Consider the following 17483-nt stretch of genomic DNA (forward strand, 5'->3'; position numbering starts at 1 on the left):
CGAAGACCATGATTATAGAGCATCTATGGGTTATGTCAATGGCTTAGGCCGTATTTACTTTCTTAATACTTTCTCTATCCTTTAGGTAAGGCGAATAATAAGTAGTGTAAAGTTAGGTGATTTTGGAGCTCTCCGGTAAACTAAGGGGAGTTAGTGCGAAGGTACTGATAAACGTTATTTACAACAGAAAAGACGCGAGCCTCTTGAATAAACATTCCTACCCCATCCCTAGCCGCGAGGAAATTCTCGGCATCCTGCGCACCACCAAAAGTCAGCAAAAAATTGACACGATTGCAGGCGCTTTAGGTGTCAAGCCTGAAGAGCTTGATGGCATGGTCAGGCGCCTCAATGCGATGGAAAGAGACGGCCAGCTCAAGTTGGATAAGTTGGGGAATTACACGCTAGCGAACCATGAAAATTTCATTTCTGGGCGCGTCAGCAGTCACCGGGACGGTTATGGATTTCTGACGCCGGATGATGGTAGTGAGGATCTGTATTTGCCAGAACGCGAGATGCAGCGTGTCTTGCATGGCGATAGAGTGAGCGCACGCGTGGTCGGTACGGATCGCCGCGGTCGGCTTGAGGGTGGTATTGTAGAAATACTAGAGCGTGCTAATACCCATGTAATAGGGCGCTTGTTGAATGAAAACGGTGCCTGGATAGTCGCGCCGGAAGACAAACGTTTTAGCCAGGATATTTTAATCTCCGGCTCGCCTGGAAAAGCGAAATCAGGTCAGGTCGTGAGTGTTGCGTTGATTGAGCAACCGACCAAGTATGCTCAAGCTGTAGGTAAAATAGTTGAAATCCTGGGGGATGTTGACGATCCCGGAATGGAAATTGAAATCGCTGTCCGAAAATTTGGCGTGCCGCATGAGTTTTCAGAGCCCGCGAAAAAAGCTGCCAGCAAACTACCTAGTGAGGTTAAGGCTGCCGATCTGCTCGATAGAGTCGATTTGCGCGACATCCCTATGGTGACGATCGATGGCGAAGATGCGCGTGATTTTGACGATGCGGTGTATTGTGAGCCGGTAAAAATAGGCAGAGCCAAGGGGCACAGGCTGATTGTCGCAATTGCCGACGTCAGTCATTACGTCAAGCCTAACGACGCCTTGGATAGTGATGCCTTGTTGCGCAGCACTTCTGTGTACTTTCCGCGCCGGGTTATTCCTATGCTTCCGGAAAAATTGTCGAACGGCTTATGTTCGCTTAATCCTGATGTAGACAGACTCACCTTGGTGTGCGATATGGTGATTACTGCGCAAGGCGAAGTCACTGCGTATCAGTTTTATCCGGCGGTTATCCATTCTGCGGCGCGCTTTACCTACACTGAAGTGGCGGCTATTTTAGGCAATACCAAAGGCCCTGAGGCGAATAAACGCTTGAGTTTAGTGCCGCATCTATTGCATTTGTATGAATGTTTTCAGTCTTTATTGAAGGCTCGCCATTTACGCGGTGCCATCGATTTCGAGACGACTGAAACCTATATCGTTTGCAATGCGGTTGGTAAGATAGAAAAAATTCTGCCACGCACGCGTAACGATGCGCACAAGCTGATTGAAGAATGCATGTTGGCGGCCAATGTCTGCGCCGCCGATTTATTGGCGCAGTACAAGCATCCAGGTACCTATCGCATTCACGCCAGTCCAACCAAAGAAAAATTAACGCAGGTCAGAAATTTCCTGAAGCAGGTGAGTTTGCATTTGGGCGGAGGTGATTCGCCTACTGCCTCAGATTATGCAGAGCTAATGCTTAAGGTCAAAGGCCGTCCAGACGCGCCCTTGTTGCAAACCATGTTGTTAAGGTCGATGCAGCAAGCCGTGTATAGCCCGGATAACATTGGCCATTTTGGTTTGTCCTACGATGCTTACGCTCACTTTACCAGCCCGATTCGGCGCTACCCGGATTTATTGACGCATAGAGCCATCAAGGCGATCTTGCTCGGAAAAAAATACGAGCCCAAAGGGATAGATGCGAGTTTGCTCAACACCACGATCTCTAACGCGGCGCGCAAACAGCAAGTCGCTGATAAGGCTGCTGGTAAGAAAAAACCAGAAAAAGATCTGACAATCTGGGACGCACTCGGCACTCATTGTTCAGCGAATGAGCGTAGGGCGGATGAGGCATCACGAGATGTCGAGGCCTGGTTGAAGTGTTACTTCATTAAAAATAAACTCGGTGAAGAGTTTACCGGCACAATTTCAGCGGTGACGCAGTTTGGTATTTTTGTGCAGCTCGATGACATTTATATCGAGGGTTTGGTGCATATTACTGAGCTCGGTGCAGATTACTTCCAGTTTGACGACGCGCGGCATGAGTTGCGCGGCGAGCGTACTGGCAAGCGCTATCAATTGACCGATAGAGTGCGAGTGCAGGTGAGTCGGGTCGATTTGGATGCGCGTAAGATTGATTTGTCTATCGTACAAGTACCGTCGGCGCGCGTTGCAATGCCGAATGAACGTGATCGCTTGACTGGCGGGCCGCGTGCCAAGAGCCATATTGCCGAAGGTAGCAAGCAAGGATCGAAATCGACTAAGACTGTGGGTAAATCCTCAGTAAAGCGTACACCGGCCGAGCCTGTGTCGGTCGCAACGTCGGGTGCAGGGCGCGCCAAGCTAAACCCGGCACGCTCCGGGAATGCCTCGAGAAATACCAGATCGACTAAGAAAAAACGTTAATAGTAGGCTGCGATAGTCTAAGGCTAACGTTTGTAAAGTGTGTTAAGAAGAGTGAGAAGTAAATATGAAAAGTAAAATGATTTTTGGTTTCCACGCCGTCACCTCGCGCATCCGTCATGAGGCCTCGACTGTGGAGGAAATTTATGTTGATAGTGGACGTTCTGATCGACGCATGCAGGATCTGATTCATGCCGCAAAATCGGCTGGGGTAAGGGTAATTCCTACCGATGATCAGCGTTTATCCAATATCGTCGGCACCCGTCGCCATCAAGGTGTGGTGGCGAAGGCTGGCGAATTATCGCTGGCGCGCAATCTCGATGAATTACTCGATGCAATAGAAGGCCCGCCATTGTTATTGATTTTGGATGGGATTACTGATCCGCATAATCTGGGTGCCTGTTTGCGGGTCGCTGATGGCGTTGGTGCGCATGCGGTGATTGCACCTAAAGACCGTGCCGTTGGCCTCAATGCCACTGCCGCCAAGGTTGCTAGCGGAGCTGCAGAGACCGTGCCCTACATTACGGTGACCAATCTGGCGCGTACTTTGCGTGAGTTAAAAGAGCGCGACATCATGTTGGTAGGCACCTCTGACGACGTAGAAAAAGACATTTATGATGTTGATTTTACCGGTGGAATCGCCATCGTGATGGGATCGGAAGGCGAGGGCATGCGCCGCTTAACCAGAGAAACCTGTGATGTGCTAGTGCAGATTCCGATGTTTGGTTCCGTCGAAAGTCTCAACGTTTCTGTGGCTTCAGGAGTGTGTTTGTATGAGGCGCGTAGACAACGTTTGGCGCGTGCTTAGTTTCCCGCTTAAATAAAAAAAAGGGAAAGCATGGCTTTCCCTTTTTTTTATCTTGCTCAATCAAGAAAAACGGGTGTGTTCAGCAAAATTTTTCTGCGCAGGCTAAGATAGTCTGGTTTTATTTTTCCTTCCTCTTTTTCTTTTACTTATTCCATGTTTAGTCATTTACGTGAAGATATTGCCAGTATTATCGAACGCGATCCTGCCGCCCGCACTGCCTGGGAGGTGGTTACCTGCTATCCGGGCTTTCAAGCCATCGTAATGCATGGCTGGGCTAAGTGGTGTTGGTTGCGCGGCTGGAAGTGGTTGGGGCGCTTCATTTCTTATCTGGCCCGCATATTGACCGGTATCGAGATTCATCCGGGGGCGACAATCGGGCGTCGCGTGTTTATCGACCATGGCTTCGGTGTGGTCGTCGGTGAGACTGCCGAGGTTGGCGATGATTGCACCATTTACCAGGGAGTTACTTTGGGGGGGACCTCCCTCTCTGCCGGTGCCAAGCGTCATCCAACGTTGGAGGCGGGTGTAATCGTCGGTGCGGGGGCCAAGGTGCTGGGGGGATTTACGATAGGTGCCGGTGCTAAGATAGGCTCAAATTCAGTGGTGGTAAAACCCGTACCGGCTGGTGCCACGGCCGTCGGTAATCCCGCCCATGTGATACACAAAGACGTAAAGCTTCAGGCGGAGGCAAAGGCCGCACAAATCTTTAGCGCCTACGGTGTGACCGCCAATGGTGACGACCCTATCTCTAAGGCCCTGCATAAGTTGATAGATCACGCCGTTTCGCAGCAAGAGCAAATTGATAAATTGACGGCGGCAGTTTGCGCTGCCGGGATTGCCTGTGAAAAACAGCTGGCAACGAATAAGTTAGATCCTGAGCAAATTAACTGCCTCGTGGATTAAGTTGCCATCTGATAAAAGACGATACTCCCCCTAAAACTAAATAGAATATAGTCAATTGCGCATATTCTATGTGCGTACTTGAAAATTACTAGGGGGGAGTATCTTTTATTCCTTTAAATAGAACATCTGCGCTGCCATCTACATGGTAGGCTAAAAATTGACCGTCTTGGTTTATCGCTAGCCAGCCACCGCGTAGTTTTTGCGGTGCGCCATCACACTCCCAATCTGGCAACACGTAACGCAGACCTTCTGCATGCTGATGCAGCGCCGTTCTGTGGGTATGCCCATGAATCAGGATATCTACCTGCTGCTGTGTAAACAACGCACGAATCGCATCCGGGTGCGCATCCATGATTTCAGCGCTTTTAGACTTTTGTTCGGTCTTGCTATTGATGCGCATACCTTCAATGATGGCTTTTCTTTGCGATAAGGGCTGCTGTAGAAATGCATCTTGCCATTGGGTTTGTCTGACCATATTGCGAAATTGCATATAGGCTACATCGTCGGTACATAAGGCATCTCCATGTGTGATCGCGATGGCGTGGCCTGCCAGATCAATCCGGCTTGGGTCAGGTAATAGCTGGCAGCCGGTGGCGGCGGCAAATGCGTTACCGATTAAGAAATCACGATTACCAGCGATCCAGAAAATGCGCGTTCCGGCATCGCTGAGTTCTCTTAAAGCGTGAACAATGATTTGATGATAGGCCTCGTCCATGTCATCGTCGCCAGCCCAATATTCAAACAAATCCCCCATTAAATACAGACGTTCGGCCAGTGGCGCTTGCTGTTTCAGGAAATTGAGAAAATAGTCTGTCGTACGCGCAAGTGCCGGATGGAGGTGGATGTCGGAAGCGAACAGCGCAAGCAATTTTGCTTGCGCCAGGGGGGCTGGGGAAGTGGTCACAGTGTCGAGGAGAGTCGATGAGAATTTACGCTATTTTTGCGTTATCTATCATAATATTTTCAACTGGTACGTCTTGAAACATGCCGGCGCGCGTGGTTTTAGCGCTCTTAATCTGGTCCACCACCTCTGTGCCGGAAGTCACTTTTCCAAATACGCAGTAGCCCCAGCCATCTTGACCTGGATGATCAAGGAAGCTGTTATCCGTCAGATTAATGAAAAATTGCGCCGACGCCGAATGTGGATCGCCAGTTCGTGCCATGGCGACCGAATACCGGGTATTTTTCAAGCCATTGTTCGCTTCATTTTGTATCGGCGCATTGTGCGCTTTTTGCTTCATACCTGGCTCAAAGCCACCGCCTTGTATCATGAAGCCATCAATTACACGATGAAAAATCGTGCCGTTGTAATGACCTGAGTCAACATAAGAAATGAAGTTAGCAACAGTTAGCGGCGCTTTTTCCGCGTCCAGTTCTATCGTGATGTTGCCCATGCTCGTGGATAAAATGACGGTCATGATGATCCTTGCGTGTTGGTAGCTAATCAGTGTTGGAATAGCAGGAGTTATTCGAGTGTATCAATCGTTAAATTATTTGACGATCTTTATCGACTCTATCGTGATGGTTTCTAAAGGTACGTTAGGCATCATGCCACTGTTGCCATTGGTGCGTGCCACCTTGATTTTTTCAACCACATCCATGCCTTTGATGACTTTGCCAAATGGGGTGTAGCCAGCGGTAGCGATCAGGGCTTGTGAACGGCTAGACTTAATTATTTCACCGCGTCTGGAATACTCCACTGGATCACCTTCAGGCAATATTTGATGATTCAAAAAATCGTTGTCGTTGACGTTAATGAAAAATTGCGCGGTTGCTGAATTAGGATCGTTGGTGCGTGCCATGGCAATGGTGCCTGGTTCATTTTTTAAACCATGATCCAAGGCAAAGCGCGCCTCCAGTGCTATCGGTTTGTTGGTCGATTTTTCATGCATTTTTTTATCAAAACCACCGCCCTGTATCATGAAATTATCGATCACGCGGTGAAAAATAGTGTTGGTGTAATGTCCGGCGTTGACGTAACGCAGAAAATTTTCTACTGTCTTCGGCGCGCGCTCTGGGTACAGCTCGAGCACGATTTCGCCCATCGAGGTCTTAATGGCCACATTGGTCAAAACCTCGCCCAGGGCGATTTGGGTATTCAAAGCCAAAATGGAAGCTGCAAATAGTTTAGTAAAGCTACGACGTTTGATAGAAAACATGATTGACCTCATTAATTAAATTAACTAAACCAGCGCTTCATAAATAATGCGCCATTTTGACGCTTCCTTGATCCAGTATTGGCGCTTGCGTAAACTGGTTTTTGTCTTGCCGATTACCGTGTCCTGGGTAAATGTACTGACGATAATTTCTTCTTTTGCCGGATAGCGAAACTGCGTAACATCGCGTAATTTTATCGAGATTTCGCGCGCTCCCTCCAAGACTTGCTGCTGCTTGGGAAACCAGGTGTTGAGATTTTCGCCTTGCAGGTTCTTGAAGTTACGCGAGTAGTTACCCAATAAGCGGTTGGCACTCAAACTTTCGACGTCTATGCGCCAATCCTCGAGCAGTTTGCTGGCAACTTGCTTGTCCGCATTCCACTTAATCCGATTGACGAATTCTACCTGCTCGCTAATGATGACCGGAGTTTTTCCGATGTCGATGGTGGCGGCCACTTTAAGGAAATCAGGGTTGGTCAAAACTACACAACCATCCGAGGCCAGCGGCGCGCGACTAAAATTATCTGATGGTACGCCATGTAACCAGATGCCGGAACCACTGCGACCATTGAGCTTATCCCATTCGTTCGGATAATTAAGCGGCAGGGCACCAGGGCCATAAAAATCCGGGAGTTTGGCACCAGCGAGTCGACTCGTAATGTAATACACACCGGTCGGCGTTCGTTGATCTCCCTCTTTAAACTTATTCATGCCAAGCTTTCCCTGGCTAATGTAATAATCGCTGATCAGTTTTAGTTGGCCCGCCGTATGCTCATACACATAGATGCGTGAACGTTTGGCGTCGACCACAAGCGCCTGTTTTTGATCGTCTCGGAGCTGCAATATGCTACGCGGAATCAGGTCAGGATCAGGTTTTTCGCGGATAGCTTTTAGTCGGGCACTTGCTTCGTCGCGAAAGTCTTTTAACTTGTCTGGAGTGGCGTTTTGCGCCGCTCCAAAACTACTCACCGGGCGCGCATGCATGAGGAGTAGGTCACCTCGAATTAAATGCGCCAGTTGAAAGTGCGGATAAGCCAAAACCAACTCATCAATTTTGAGTTGCGCCTTGTGCAGATTGCTGGCACCCAGACTCTGATACACCTCGATCAGTAGCGCTTCAGGATTGGGAAGCGGCTGACTGAGGTCGGATGATGTTTCCTTCTCAGTTACTTTTTTTGCGTGCAAAGGCTGCGGCAAAGCAAGCAATGTTGTTGCCGTGAAAAAAATACTGCAGTAAAAAAAAGTTTTCCCAGCCGAGCAAATTGTCGGCGATAAATTTAATACGAAACGAAACATCAGCTACCCGTGCGCTCCGCCTTGATGAGCCATTTGCCATCTTGCTTGACCATCTCTAATGATTTCCGGCTGTTTGCAGTGAGTTGATCAGAGCTATATATTTGGCGAAATTTAACGCTGGCAGTATGTCCTTCTATTGTCACTTTAGGCGTCTCTATTTTGACGTTGATCCGGCCCTTGCCTTCGATGCGTGCGCGGCGCTCTTCTGCCCAGGCTTTACGAGATTCATTTTTCGGTGTTTGGAAATCTTTCGCGTAATGCGCTAGATAGGCACTGGTATCTTTGCTACTCCATGCTTTTGCCCAGTCTTCCGTCGCCTTGAGTATGTCATTTTGATCTGTGTTGATAGCAACTGTAGTTTTGCTGACAGGTTTTGCTTCAACTTTAGATGTCGCCGGCTCGACCTTGATGGCGGCAACTTTAGGTGTAGTTGGTTCTACTTTCGCCGCTACAGCAGGCGTCGCTACTGATTTGCTTAGCGCACTTGGATTAACTGTTGGCGGCGCGACTGTGGCCGCGGGCATGCCTGTTTTGGGATTGCTGCCACCGGTGGTGTTGCCAATCAAACTTTTAACTAAAGTAAGTTTTAATTTTGCACCGGAATTCGCCGAGTCCAATTGTAGTGCTTTGTCGTAGGCTTGGCTGGCAAGTTTGGCGTAAATGTCACCTAGGTTTTCATGCGCCGTGCCATAGGTGGGGTTGGTTCTGATCGCCATTTCTAAGGCGGTCCGCGCTTTATCGTATTGTCCGCTAGAGGCATAGAGTACCGCCAAATTATTATACGGTTCCGGTAGTTCGGGGTAGTCGTCAGTCAGTTTTGTGAAGACGGTAATGGCTTCAGGGTTCTTATTTTGCTCAGCCAGTATCAAACCTTTGAGAAACCGCATTTGGGCATCTTTGGGACGTTGTGCTAAAACAGCATCAACTTTCTGCATCGCCTCAGGAAGTTGACCTGCCCTTAATAATTTGCCCGCATCGGTAGCATCATCAGCCAAGCCCAAGGCAGGAAGGAGGGCAAAAGACACTACTGATAGTGCAAAAACACTTTTTAAGAGGTGGCGCATAGTAAATTAACTTGGTTTCATTGGAGAACAGAAGAACACTAGGCAGCGATGTTATACTGAATTTAGTGCGACATCTTAACAAATATGTGTCAATTTTGGGTTTTTGATATGCTTTAGCTTCGTCTTTTATAAACAATAAGAAAAGAATTGACTAAAACTAACTTCAGTTGGTTTGAATAGCTAGAGTCTTTCTCTTAGAGTCTCGGGTAAAGTTGAGAAATCGACTAGCAAATAAAATTTTCTTATTGAGAATTGTGGCTGTTGAGATAATGGAATATCTTGTTAAATCGATCAAGATACGAAACTTCTTGTCGGATTGTGTAGATGCAACACAAATAGAAGTTAAAATCGCGCTTGGAGCAAACGCGAAGAAAAAGAAAATTTGCGATATCTCATCAAATTCAAAATACGTAGCTATCGGACGCGCGCTTCTTGAAGGATGAAACTGATAGAGTGACCGAATGGCGTAGGGTATTAGTAGAATGGAAAATGTTTTGAGATTACCAGCAGATAAGCCACATCTTCCAGATTATTGGGAAAATGCAAAAAGTGAATTAATGAAGCGCGACAGAATCATGCGCAAACTGATCCCTCAATTTGGGGATTTGTATTTGGTTGGGCACGATGATTCCTTTACCACATTAACGCGCTCTATCGTTGCGCAGCAACTTTCTGCAGAATCTGCGAACGTGCTTTGGCAGAAATTTTTAGAGGTTTGCCCGAAGTCTACGCCCTTGCAAGTAAATAAAGCTGGAGCGGAGAAACTCGCAGCTTGTGGACTTTCCAAGAGAAAAATAGAGTATATTCTCGATCTTGCAGAACATTTCAAAGAAAAAAGACTGCATGTGGACAAGTGGGCAGAGATGACAGATGAAAATGTGATCGCTGAATTGATGCAAATTAGAGGCATCGGACGCTGGACGGCCGAGATGTTTTTAATATTTAATTTGCTGCGACCGAATATTTTGCCTTTGGACGATCCTAGTCTTCTAAAGGGAATTAGCCTGAACTATTTTTCTGGCGAACCGGTTTCACGCAGCGACATCAGAGAAGTCGCCGCAAACTGGGAACCATGGCGTACAGTCGCTACCTGGTATTTATGGCGCAGTCTTGATCCAGTTGCATCTTAGTTGGTAATTAGTTAGCCATTTTTTTAACTCGTGTTGAATTTGAAGGAGGCACGATGTCTAAAACGACATTCCTAGGATTTGAGCAATCAATCTCAGAACTAGAAACAAAAATTGAAGAATTACGCTTTGTGCAAGATGACTCAGCAGTAGATATCTCCGAGGAGATTGATAGGCTTTCCCAAAAAAGCCAAATGCTGACCAAGGATATTTATGCAAAACTGACGCCTTGGCAAGTTTCACAAATTTCACGGCACCCACAACGCCCGTACACATTGGACTATGTGAGTCAGATATTTACTGATTTTCACGAGTTGCATGGTGATAGAAGTTTTGCCGATGATTTAGCGATTGTTGGCGGACTCGCGCGTTTTAATGGCCAAGCCTGCATGATCATTGGACACCAAAAAGGACGCGATACGAAAGAGCGTGCATTGCGCAATTTTGGTATGCCTAAGCCAGAGGGTTATCGTAAGGCGATGCGTTTGATGAAGTTGGCTGAGAAATTTAACATTCCTGTATTTACTTTTGTCGATACAACAGGTGCTTGGCCTGGTATCGATGCCGAAGAGCGAGGTCAGTCAGAGGCGATTGGTCATAATCTTTATGTGATGGCCGAGCTTAAAGTGCCTCTAATTGCAACGATTATTGGCGAGGGCGGTTCTGGTGGTGCTCTGGCACTTGCAGTTGGCGACGCTGTATTGATGTTGCAATATGCAACTTATTCCGTCATATCACCTGAAGGATGTGCATCGATCTTATGGAAAACTTCTGATCGCGCATCGGATGCTGCTGAGGCCCTGGGATTGACCGCGCATAGATTGAAGGCGATGGGTTTAATCGATAAGATTATTAACGAACCTTTGGGCGGGGCGCATCGCGACCCTAAGCAAATGTGCGCATTAGTCAAGCGTGCACTGGCCGACACCTTGCGTCAATTTCAAGGGGTGAAAACTAAAGATTTGTTGAGCGCTCGCCATGAAAAATTGATGGCTTATGGCAAATTCAAGGAAACAAAATCGTCTGAATGAAGTCTGTTAATCAACGTGATATGGCGCTCAAGCAGCGCTTTGAAGAGGCAATATCGTCTATCATCTCAGAGCAAGCCCCGGAGGTCGTGCAGCGCGGAATAGCGATTGCATATAGCGGAGGGCTTGATTCTGCAGTCTTACTTTCGCTTGCAGCTGATTTTTGTCGAGAAAAAAACATCCCTATTTTTGCTTTTCATGTTCATCACGGACTGAGCGAAAATGCGGATGAATGGCTTGCGCATTGTGAAAACGCTTGTGAAAAAATTGACGTGGGCTTCTCCTTTGCCAAGGTTCACATCAATCTTAATAGCAAAGATGGAATTGAGGCTACAGCCAGAGCGGAGCGTTATCGTGCTTTAGGCGCCTTATGTAAGCAATTTAATACGGCGATGCTTCTGACTGCCCATCATCAAGATGATCAGGCTGAGACACTTCTATTGCAACTTCTACGTGGTTCTGGCGTTTCTGGATTGTCCGGTATGGATCTGTTCAATTTTGCTCCGGCACTGCTCTCGAATAAAGAATTGCTTATCGCCAGGCCATTGCTAGGTTCGAGCAAAGAGATGTTATTAGATTTTGCCAATCTGAATTCAATTAATTATGTCGTAGACGAGTCGAATTTTGATTGTAGATACGCAAGAAATGCATTGCGGCAGCAAGTCATGCCTGTCCTCTCAAAAATTTCGCAAGGCTATACAACTAGACTGGCAAGAAGTGCGCGGCACGTGCAAACAGCTGGTCGTTTACTGATTGAACTTGCACAGATTGATATGGCGGCCTGCCTGATTGATGATGCATTGCAAATCGAAAAAATGCGGATGTTAAGTATAGATAGAATTGAGAATTTGCTACGGTATTGGTTTTCGACCTTGGGGGTTCGTATGCCATCAACCGCACGATTAACGGAAATGCGACATCAACTTTTTGACGCTAGGTACGATGCAAAAATTACGATCCAACATGATAAGTTAGGTGTGCATCGTTACAATGATAAAATTTATGCCTGCACTTTGCCCATAATTGACGATGAGTTGCTCGCAGCCAAAGAGTTCGTTTGGAATGGAGAGGCAGCTATTTATTTCTCGGATTTTTCAGGTAGCTTGCACTTTGAAAGTGCAAGCTACGGCGTAGATAAAGATTGGCTGATGCGGCAGAAACTTACATTGCGAGCACGAGAGGGCGGCGAGCGCTTAAGGCTTGCTGCCAATCGCCCCACGCGCGATATCAAAAGTCATTTTCAAACACTAAAAATACCATTTTGGCAAAGACAGCGGCTACCGTTTTTGTATGTTAACGATAAATTATTGCATGCCGCCAGCGTCGGCACACACTCAGAACTTTGTCAAATTGATAGTGCGAATTTGATAAATTTTAGATGGCAAGCTGATTAGGTCAGATGCTGTTGAATTGTATTGTTTGTTAGGTAAGGATGTTTGCGATGAAACGACAAATTGTTTTAGACACAGAAACGACGGGATTGAATGCCAGAGGTGGCGATCGAATCATTGAAATTGGTTGCGTAGAGTTGTTTAACCGTAAATTAACGGGCAATAATTTCCATTGTTACCTTAACCCTGAGCGTGATTCTGAAGAGGGAGCGTTAGCGGTACATGGATTAACTACAGAATTTTTACGCGATAAACCAAAATTTTCAGAGATTGCCAACGAATTTTTGGAATATGTTCAAGGTGCGGAAATTGTTATTCATAATGCACCATTTGACGTGGGTTTCCTAAATGCAGAGTTGTCACTCTTGGGAAAGTCGGCTTTTCCTGAGTTTGTTGGGCTTATTACAGATACCTTAGTACAGGCAAAAGAGCTACATCCAGGCAAACGCAATTCTTTGGATTCCTTGTGTGATCGATATGAAATTTCCAATTCTCACCGGAAATTGCATGGCGCGTTATTGGATGCTGAGCTATTAGCAGATGTGTTTTTGGCGATGTCCCGTGGGCAGAATAGTTTTTCCATCGAGATTGAGGAGGAAAATATTGCTCCCGTCTATACCGAAGTGCTTATTGATCTTCCTTTGCATGATGTGTTGCTTTGTTTGGCGGGAGCGGCTGAGTTGGCAGAGCACGAATTGTTGTTAACTGGATTGGATAAAGATCTACGTGCCAAAAGCATTTGGAATCAAATCTAGAAAATTTTTCTGTAATTTAGTTGTGTAGGGACGTCGAACTCCCTCACTCAAAAGTTACGTTTCCGTTGCCTCCCCCATCTTTCTAATTTCCTGTTTGAAATGCTCGAAAAAGCGGCCAATCGTTCGAATTGAGTTGCTGATTTTGCCTCATCCTCAAAAAACATCACTTTTTTTCTAAAGTTTTTCAATTTTTTTCCGTTAATCTTTATAGGAAAATTAAATTAAATATTTTTTATATTTCCCCTAAAGTTTTGAATTTTTTCGTCGTTAAAGTATATGAGGTTGTTTTGTTTCACTGCTTTTTTTCTAAGCCTATGATTTTAAAGCGAAGTTTAGATAGTCGCTGTATTAATTATTAAGTCAATTTTTCGCAAATTTATTTTTTGTGGATGTCTATATTTGCTTGTAGGAATAATTCCTATGGGTCATTTCGTTTTTTTGAAAATATTTTCAGAGTTTCACCTATACACCGGTAATTTTCTTAGTCCCACAATGTATCTCACTGGCAATGAAGTTTGGTCAGGTTAAACATGATGGGGTTGGATATGACACCGAACGATATAATGGCTGAAATTCGCGATGCTAACTTAAGCTACCTCATGTTGGCTCAGCAGATGATTCGCGCCGATAAACCCACTGCCATATTTCGCCTCGGTATTGGCAAGGAAATTGCTGATTTGATTGAGGGTTTAAATAACTCTCAGATTTTAAAACTAGCCGGCTCGAATATGATGTTGGCTAGATTTCGCTTCGAAGATAGTGCCATTTTATGTATGTTGACCAATTACAATAAAGAGCGCTCACTTGCACACTCCCATGCTGCGATTTTAATGGCGGGGCAAGCGGTTGAAGAGATCAATTAAATAATTCTCTTTTGTTCTTTTAGTTGAAAATAGGTGGCAATATGGCAATCAAAAGCGTAGTGAGTGAAGCGCATGAAATTCAATTGGCGATTGATCTCGTTAATTTGGGGGCTCGTCTACAGTTGCTGGAATCAGAAACGTCGCTTTCGCGTGAACGTTTGTTGAAAATATACAAAGAGCTTAAGGGCGTATCGCCGCCAAAAGGGATGCTTCCTTTTTCGGCTGATTGGTTCGTCACTTGGCAACCAAATATTCATTCGTCACTTTTTATGAATATTCATAAATACCTGCAAGAGAATGCTGGCATTATAGGTATTGAGGCGGTAGTGAAGGCGTATCGTCTATATTTAGAGCAATTTCCTGTTGCTGCTGGCGATGAGCCTATTTTGTCAATGACACGTGCTTGGACGTTGGTTCGGTTTTTTGAAGGGAAAATGCTGTCGTTTGTGAAGTGCAGCAAATGCGGCGGGCAATTTGTCGCGCACGCTATGGATTTGCATGATCATTATGCGTGCGGGCTTTGTCATGTGCCTTCTCGTGCGGGTAAGACTAAGAAACTTAAAGATGCTGAACCTCAAATGGACATGGTCGCATGATAGAAATATTTTTTTGGGGTGCTTTTGAACATAAGATTGGCTACTCGGCGGATAAATAGCGTTTTGAAATTGGGTGTTCATTCGCTTTCGCCCTCAATTGAGGCTATCCTGATTCAGTCCGCCTCCATGTTTTTTGGTTTCTTACTGTCCTTTGTCCTTCGTTCTACTCTTGACCATCCCCCTTCGATTATTTTCTATGTTATTTCCCAGGCTGCGTTCGCGGCCTTTTTAACATTTTTGCGGGAAATGGATTGGTGGTGGATTGCAATTCAATTTCTATTTCCGGTTCTTGTTCCAATTCTACTGATCGTGGATATTTCGCCAACTTATTATTTTTGTGGATTCGTCGTTTTGACTTTGATTTATTGGTCAATTTTTCGGACCCAAGTTCCATATTTTCCATCGACTTCTGCATTGCTCCCTGCGGTGCTTAATCTGTTGCCCTCTGACGGCATAGTTAGATTTGTCGATATTGGGAGTGGATTAGGTGGATTATTATTCCGGTTGTCCGCGATTCGCAAGGAGTCGTCGTTTGTGGGTATAGAGATCGCACCTTTGCCTTGGATTATTAGTTATTTGCGATCGTGGTTTGCTAAGTCAACAGTTCGATTTATTTTTGGAAGCTATGAGCGTGCGGATCTTGGTGAGTATGATGTTGTATTTGCATATTTATCACCTGTCGCAATGCCTAGCTTATGGCTAAAGGCAGTTGCAGAAATGAAGCCAGGTGCGTTGTTATTGAGCTATGAATTTATAATTCCAGATGTCGAGCCAGATTTGTGTATTAATATAGCCGGGAAAGAACCTTTTCTCTACGTATGGCGCATATAATGGAATATGTAAATATATTCCTTAGGCAATATTTTGGCCTCACTTAACAATTGTGTAGCTGGTTATCGCGTTCATTAATTGACGATCATGCTCGAAAAATAGCTCGTAATCGAAATTCATAAGGAGTCTTAGGCATGTTAGTCATCGTTGGCTATATTGTTGTTATGGGATCTGTTTTTGGCGGATTCGTTATGTCTGGTGGACATTTAGCCGTTTTGTTCCAGCCACTTGAATTGTTAATGATAGGCGGAGCTGCTGTTGGCGCGTCACTAGTTGGCAACACTGGCAAAACTTTAAAAGCGTCACTCAAAGCTTTGCCAGGAGTATTAAAAGGCTCTAAATATACAAAAGCTCTTTATATGGAGCTGATGACAATGTTATTTGACGTATTAACGAAAATACGTAAAGAGGGCTTAATGTCTATTGAGGGGGACATCGAAAAGCCTGAAGAGAGCCCATTGTTTAGTAAGTATCCTTTGATCGTCACAGACCATCATATGATGGAGTTTATTAGCGACTATTTGCGACTAATGGTATCTGGAAATATGGATGCTTTTCAGATAGAAAATTTGATGGATAACGAATTGGAGACTCATCATCATGAGGCTGCTGGGCCGTCACATTTTATTGCGAAATTAGGAGACGGACTTCCTGCATTTGGTATCGTTGCAGCCGTAATGGGTGTGGTTCATACAATGGAATCAGTAGGTATTCCACCAGCTGAATTGGGTATATTGATTGCTCACGCTTTGGTTGGAACCTTTTTGGGTATTTTGTTAGCTTATGGTTTTGTCGGACCATTAGCTGGTTTGATGGAACAGCAGTTAGATGAGTCGTCGAAAACTTTTCAATGTGTGAAAGTAACTTTGCTTGCGAGTTTGAATGGATATGCTCCTGCTTTAGCTGTTGAGTTCGGACGTAAAGTTCTCTATTCAACAGAACGACCAAGTTTTAGTGAGCTTGAAGAGCATATAAAACAATCTAAATCTAAATAAGGCTTTTAAGTTGGGTGCCATATGGCAAATGAAGAATTAAGACCTATTATTGTTAAACGAATCAAGAAAGTTGCTGGCGGTCATCATGGTGGCGCATGGAAAATTGCGTACGCAGATTTCGTAACGGCAATGATGGCGTTTTTTCTATTAATGTGGTTACTTGGTTCTGACGCAAAAGGAAATTTACAAGGTATTGCTGAATATTTTAAGACTCCCTTGAAAGTAGCAATGGCAGGTGGTGACGGGAGTGGAGACAGCTCGAGTATTATCAAAGGCGGCGGCAAAGACCTTAGTTTACGTGAAGGGCAAAGTCGGAAGGGCGACCTTGATTCTCCCAAAAAAAGCTACAATCTCCAGGCTGCTGAGGCTGCTCTTGCAAAGGTCGATGCTGAACGCCTGAAAGTATTAAAAGATAAGATAGAAGCGGCAATTGATTCCAGCCCGAGTTTAAAGCAATATAGAAAACAGCTGCTTTTGGATATTACGACGGAAGGGCTTCGAATTCAAATGGTTGATGAGCAAAATCGGCCAATGTTTGCGTCTGCAAAAGCTGATCTACAGCCTTATACAAGAGAAATTTTACATGAGATAGGTAGAACTCTAAACGATGTGCCGAATAGAATAAGTTTGTCTGGGCATACAGATGCAGCGCCTTACGGTAGTGGTGAGAAGGGATATAGTAACTGGGAATTATCGGCGGATCGAGCGAATGCGTCGCGCAGAGAGTTGATATATGGTGGCATGGATGAGGCAAAGGTTTTAAGGGTGGTTGGCCTCTCCTCATCCGTTTTATTTGATATAAAGGATCCCCTTAATCCTATAAATAGACGTATAAGCATTATTGTGATGAATAAAAAAGCAGAGCAATCTGCGTCACAAGATGGTGGCTCGATTGATGTAGGAAATTCAGGGGATGTTGCCTTGAGCGCCAAAGACAAGGCTGGCGATTAAGTGCTTGGTATCAGGTTGCACCATCAAACTGAAAATTGGGATGCTTA

The 17483-nt window shown here is 45.3% G+C and carries 17 protein-coding genes; 12 read left to right on the forward strand and 5 right to left on the reverse strand.

Annotated elements, in window-relative coordinates:
* Positions 1-203 precede the first annotated feature (203 nt).
* From rnr to cysE, 3 genes are all read left to right on the forward strand, one after another.
* Positions 204-2675: a ribonuclease R gene (gene rnr, locus ACO0K8_RS01325; protein ID WP_422944822.1), complete on the forward strand. Its 2472-nt coding sequence runs from the start codon at positions 204-206 to the stop codon at positions 2673-2675.
* 64 nt (positions 2676-2739) lie between these two features.
* Positions 2740-3480 (forward strand): 23S rRNA (guanosine(2251)-2'-O)-methyltransferase RlmB, encoded by a 741-nt coding sequence (gene rlmB / locus ACO0K8_RS01330; RefSeq protein WP_422944823.1) that lies wholly within the window; start codon positions 2740-2742, stop codon positions 3478-3480.
* 153 nt (positions 3481-3633) lie between these two features.
* The gene (gene cysE / locus ACO0K8_RS01335) at positions 3634-4383 is read left to right on the forward strand and encodes a serine O-acetyltransferase (RefSeq protein WP_422944824.1); all 750 of its coding nucleotides are present in this window, start codon (positions 3634-3636) and stop codon (positions 4381-4383) included.
* Between the two features lie 88 nt (positions 4384-4471).
* Here the strand turns inward: cysE and ACO0K8_RS01340 are convergent, their stop codons facing one another.
* From ACO0K8_RS01340 to ACO0K8_RS01360, 5 genes are all read right to left on the reverse strand, one after another.
* Positions 4472-5287 (reverse strand): UDP-2,3-diacylglucosamine diphosphatase, encoded by an 816-nt coding sequence (locus tag ACO0K8_RS01340; protein WP_422944825.1) that lies wholly within the window; start codon positions 5285-5287, stop codon positions 4472-4474.
* A 25-nt stretch (positions 5288-5312) separates the two neighbouring features.
* Positions 5313-5801, reverse strand: a complete 489-nt coding sequence (locus ACO0K8_RS01345) for a peptidylprolyl isomerase (protein WP_422944826.1) — start codon at positions 5799-5801, stop codon at positions 5313-5315.
* Between the two features lie 72 nt (positions 5802-5873).
* Entirely contained in the window at positions 5874-6542 is a 669-nt protein-coding gene (locus tag ACO0K8_RS01350; protein WP_422944827.1) for a peptidylprolyl isomerase, read from the reverse strand.
* 24 nt (positions 6543-6566) lie between these two features.
* On the reverse strand, positions 6567-7745 hold the full coding sequence (locus ACO0K8_RS01355) for a L,D-transpeptidase family protein (RefSeq protein WP_422944828.1): 1179 nt from the start codon (positions 7743-7745) through the stop codon (positions 6567-6569).
* 89 nt (positions 7746-7834) lie between these two features.
* Complete coding sequence (locus tag ACO0K8_RS01360) at positions 7835-8899, reverse strand: tetratricopeptide repeat protein (protein WP_422944829.1); 1065 nt, start codon at positions 8897-8899, stop codon at positions 7835-7837.
* A gap of 494 nt (positions 8900-9393) precedes the next feature.
* Here ACO0K8_RS01360 and ACO0K8_RS01365 point away from each other — a divergent pair, with 494 nt between their 5' ends.
* From ACO0K8_RS01365 to motB, 9 genes are all read left to right on the forward strand, one after another.
* The gene (locus tag ACO0K8_RS01365) at positions 9394-10029 is read left to right on the forward strand and encodes a DNA-3-methyladenine glycosylase family protein (RefSeq protein WP_422944830.1); all 636 of its coding nucleotides are present in this window, start codon (positions 9394-9396) and stop codon (positions 10027-10029) included.
* 53 nt (positions 10030-10082) lie between these two features.
* Positions 10083-11057, forward strand: a complete 975-nt coding sequence (locus tag ACO0K8_RS01370; protein WP_422944831.1) for an acetyl-CoA carboxylase carboxyltransferase subunit alpha — start codon at positions 10083-10085, stop codon at positions 11055-11057.
* Entirely contained in the window at positions 11054-12448 is a 1395-nt protein-coding gene (tilS, locus tag ACO0K8_RS01375) for a tRNA lysidine(34) synthetase TilS (protein ID WP_422944832.1), read from the forward strand. Before ACO0K8_RS01370 ends, tilS begins: the two co-directional genes overlap by 4 nt.
* A gap of 47 nt (positions 12449-12495) precedes the next feature.
* Entirely contained in the window at positions 12496-13200 is a 705-nt protein-coding gene (gene dnaQ / locus ACO0K8_RS01380; protein ID WP_422944833.1) for a DNA polymerase III subunit epsilon, read from the forward strand.
* A gap of 545 nt (positions 13201-13745) precedes the next feature.
* A complete protein-coding gene (gene flhD, locus ACO0K8_RS01385) occupies positions 13746-14063 on the forward strand; it encodes a flagellar transcriptional regulator FlhD (protein WP_126126031.1) in 318 nt (105 codons plus the stop codon).
* A gap of 41 nt (positions 14064-14104) precedes the next feature.
* The gene (flhC, locus tag ACO0K8_RS01390; protein WP_422944834.1) at positions 14105-14659 is read left to right on the forward strand and encodes a flagellar transcriptional regulator FlhC; all 555 of its coding nucleotides are present in this window, start codon (positions 14105-14107) and stop codon (positions 14657-14659) included.
* A gap of 63 nt (positions 14660-14722) precedes the next feature.
* Positions 14723-15490, forward strand: a complete 768-nt coding sequence (locus tag ACO0K8_RS01395; protein WP_422944835.1) for a class I SAM-dependent methyltransferase — start codon at positions 14723-14725, stop codon at positions 15488-15490.
* A 134-nt stretch (positions 15491-15624) separates the two neighbouring features.
* On the forward strand, positions 15625-16485 hold the full coding sequence (gene motA, locus ACO0K8_RS01400) for a flagellar motor stator protein MotA (protein WP_126126028.1): 861 nt from the start codon (positions 15625-15627) through the stop codon (positions 16483-16485).
* 21 nt (positions 16486-16506) lie between these two features.
* A complete protein-coding gene (gene motB, locus ACO0K8_RS01405; protein ID WP_422944836.1) occupies positions 16507-17436 on the forward strand; it encodes a flagellar motor protein MotB in 930 nt (309 codons plus the stop codon).
* The last annotated feature ends 47 nt before the right edge of the window (positions 17437-17483 follow it).

The sequence above is a fragment of the Undibacterium sp. Ren11W genome (genome assembly GCF_049340485.1).
In the GTDB taxonomy this organism is placed as follows: domain Bacteria; phylum Pseudomonadota; class Gammaproteobacteria; order Burkholderiales; family Burkholderiaceae_D; genus Undibacterium.

Bases quoted from the DNA above. Each gene is read 5' to 3' on its own strand.
- rlmB (WP_422944823.1), top strand. From the start codon at position 2,740: ATGAAAAGTAAAATGATTTTTGGTTTCCACGCCGTCACCTCGCGCATC.
- cysE (WP_422944824.1), top strand. From the start codon at position 3,634: ATGTTTAGTCATTTACGTGAAGATATTGCCAGTATTATCGAACGCGAT.
- ACO0K8_RS01345 (WP_422944826.1), bottom strand. From the start codon at position 5,801: ATGACCGTCATTTTATCCACGAGCATGGGCAACATCACGATAGAACTG.
- ACO0K8_RS01350 (WP_422944827.1), bottom strand. From the start codon at position 6,542: ATGTTTTCTATCAAACGTCGTAGCTTTACTAAACTATTTGCAGCTTCC.
- ACO0K8_RS01360 (WP_422944829.1), bottom strand. From the start codon at position 8,899: ATGCGCCACCTCTTAAAAAGTGTTTTTGCACTATCAGTAGTGTCTTTT.
- ACO0K8_RS01370 (WP_422944831.1), top strand. From the start codon at position 10,083: ATGTCTAAAACGACATTCCTAGGATTTGAGCAATCAATCTCAGAACTA.
- tilS (WP_422944832.1), top strand. From the start codon at position 11,054: ATGAAGTCTGTTAATCAACGTGATATGGCGCTCAAGCAGCGCTTTGAA.
- dnaQ (WP_422944833.1), top strand. From the start codon at position 12,496: ATGAAACGACAAATTGTTTTAGACACAGAAACGACGGGATTGAATGCC.
- flhD (WP_126126031.1), top strand. From the start codon at position 13,746: ATGACACCGAACGATATAATGGCTGAAATTCGCGATGCTAACTTAAGC.
- flhC (WP_422944834.1), top strand. From the start codon at position 14,105: ATGGCAATCAAAAGCGTAGTGAGTGAAGCGCATGAAATTCAATTGGCG.
- motA (WP_126126028.1), top strand. From the start codon at position 15,625: ATGTTAGTCATCGTTGGCTATATTGTTGTTATGGGATCTGTTTTTGGC.
- motB (WP_422944836.1), top strand. From the start codon at position 16,507: ATGGCAAATGAAGAATTAAGACCTATTATTGTTAAACGAATCAAGAAA.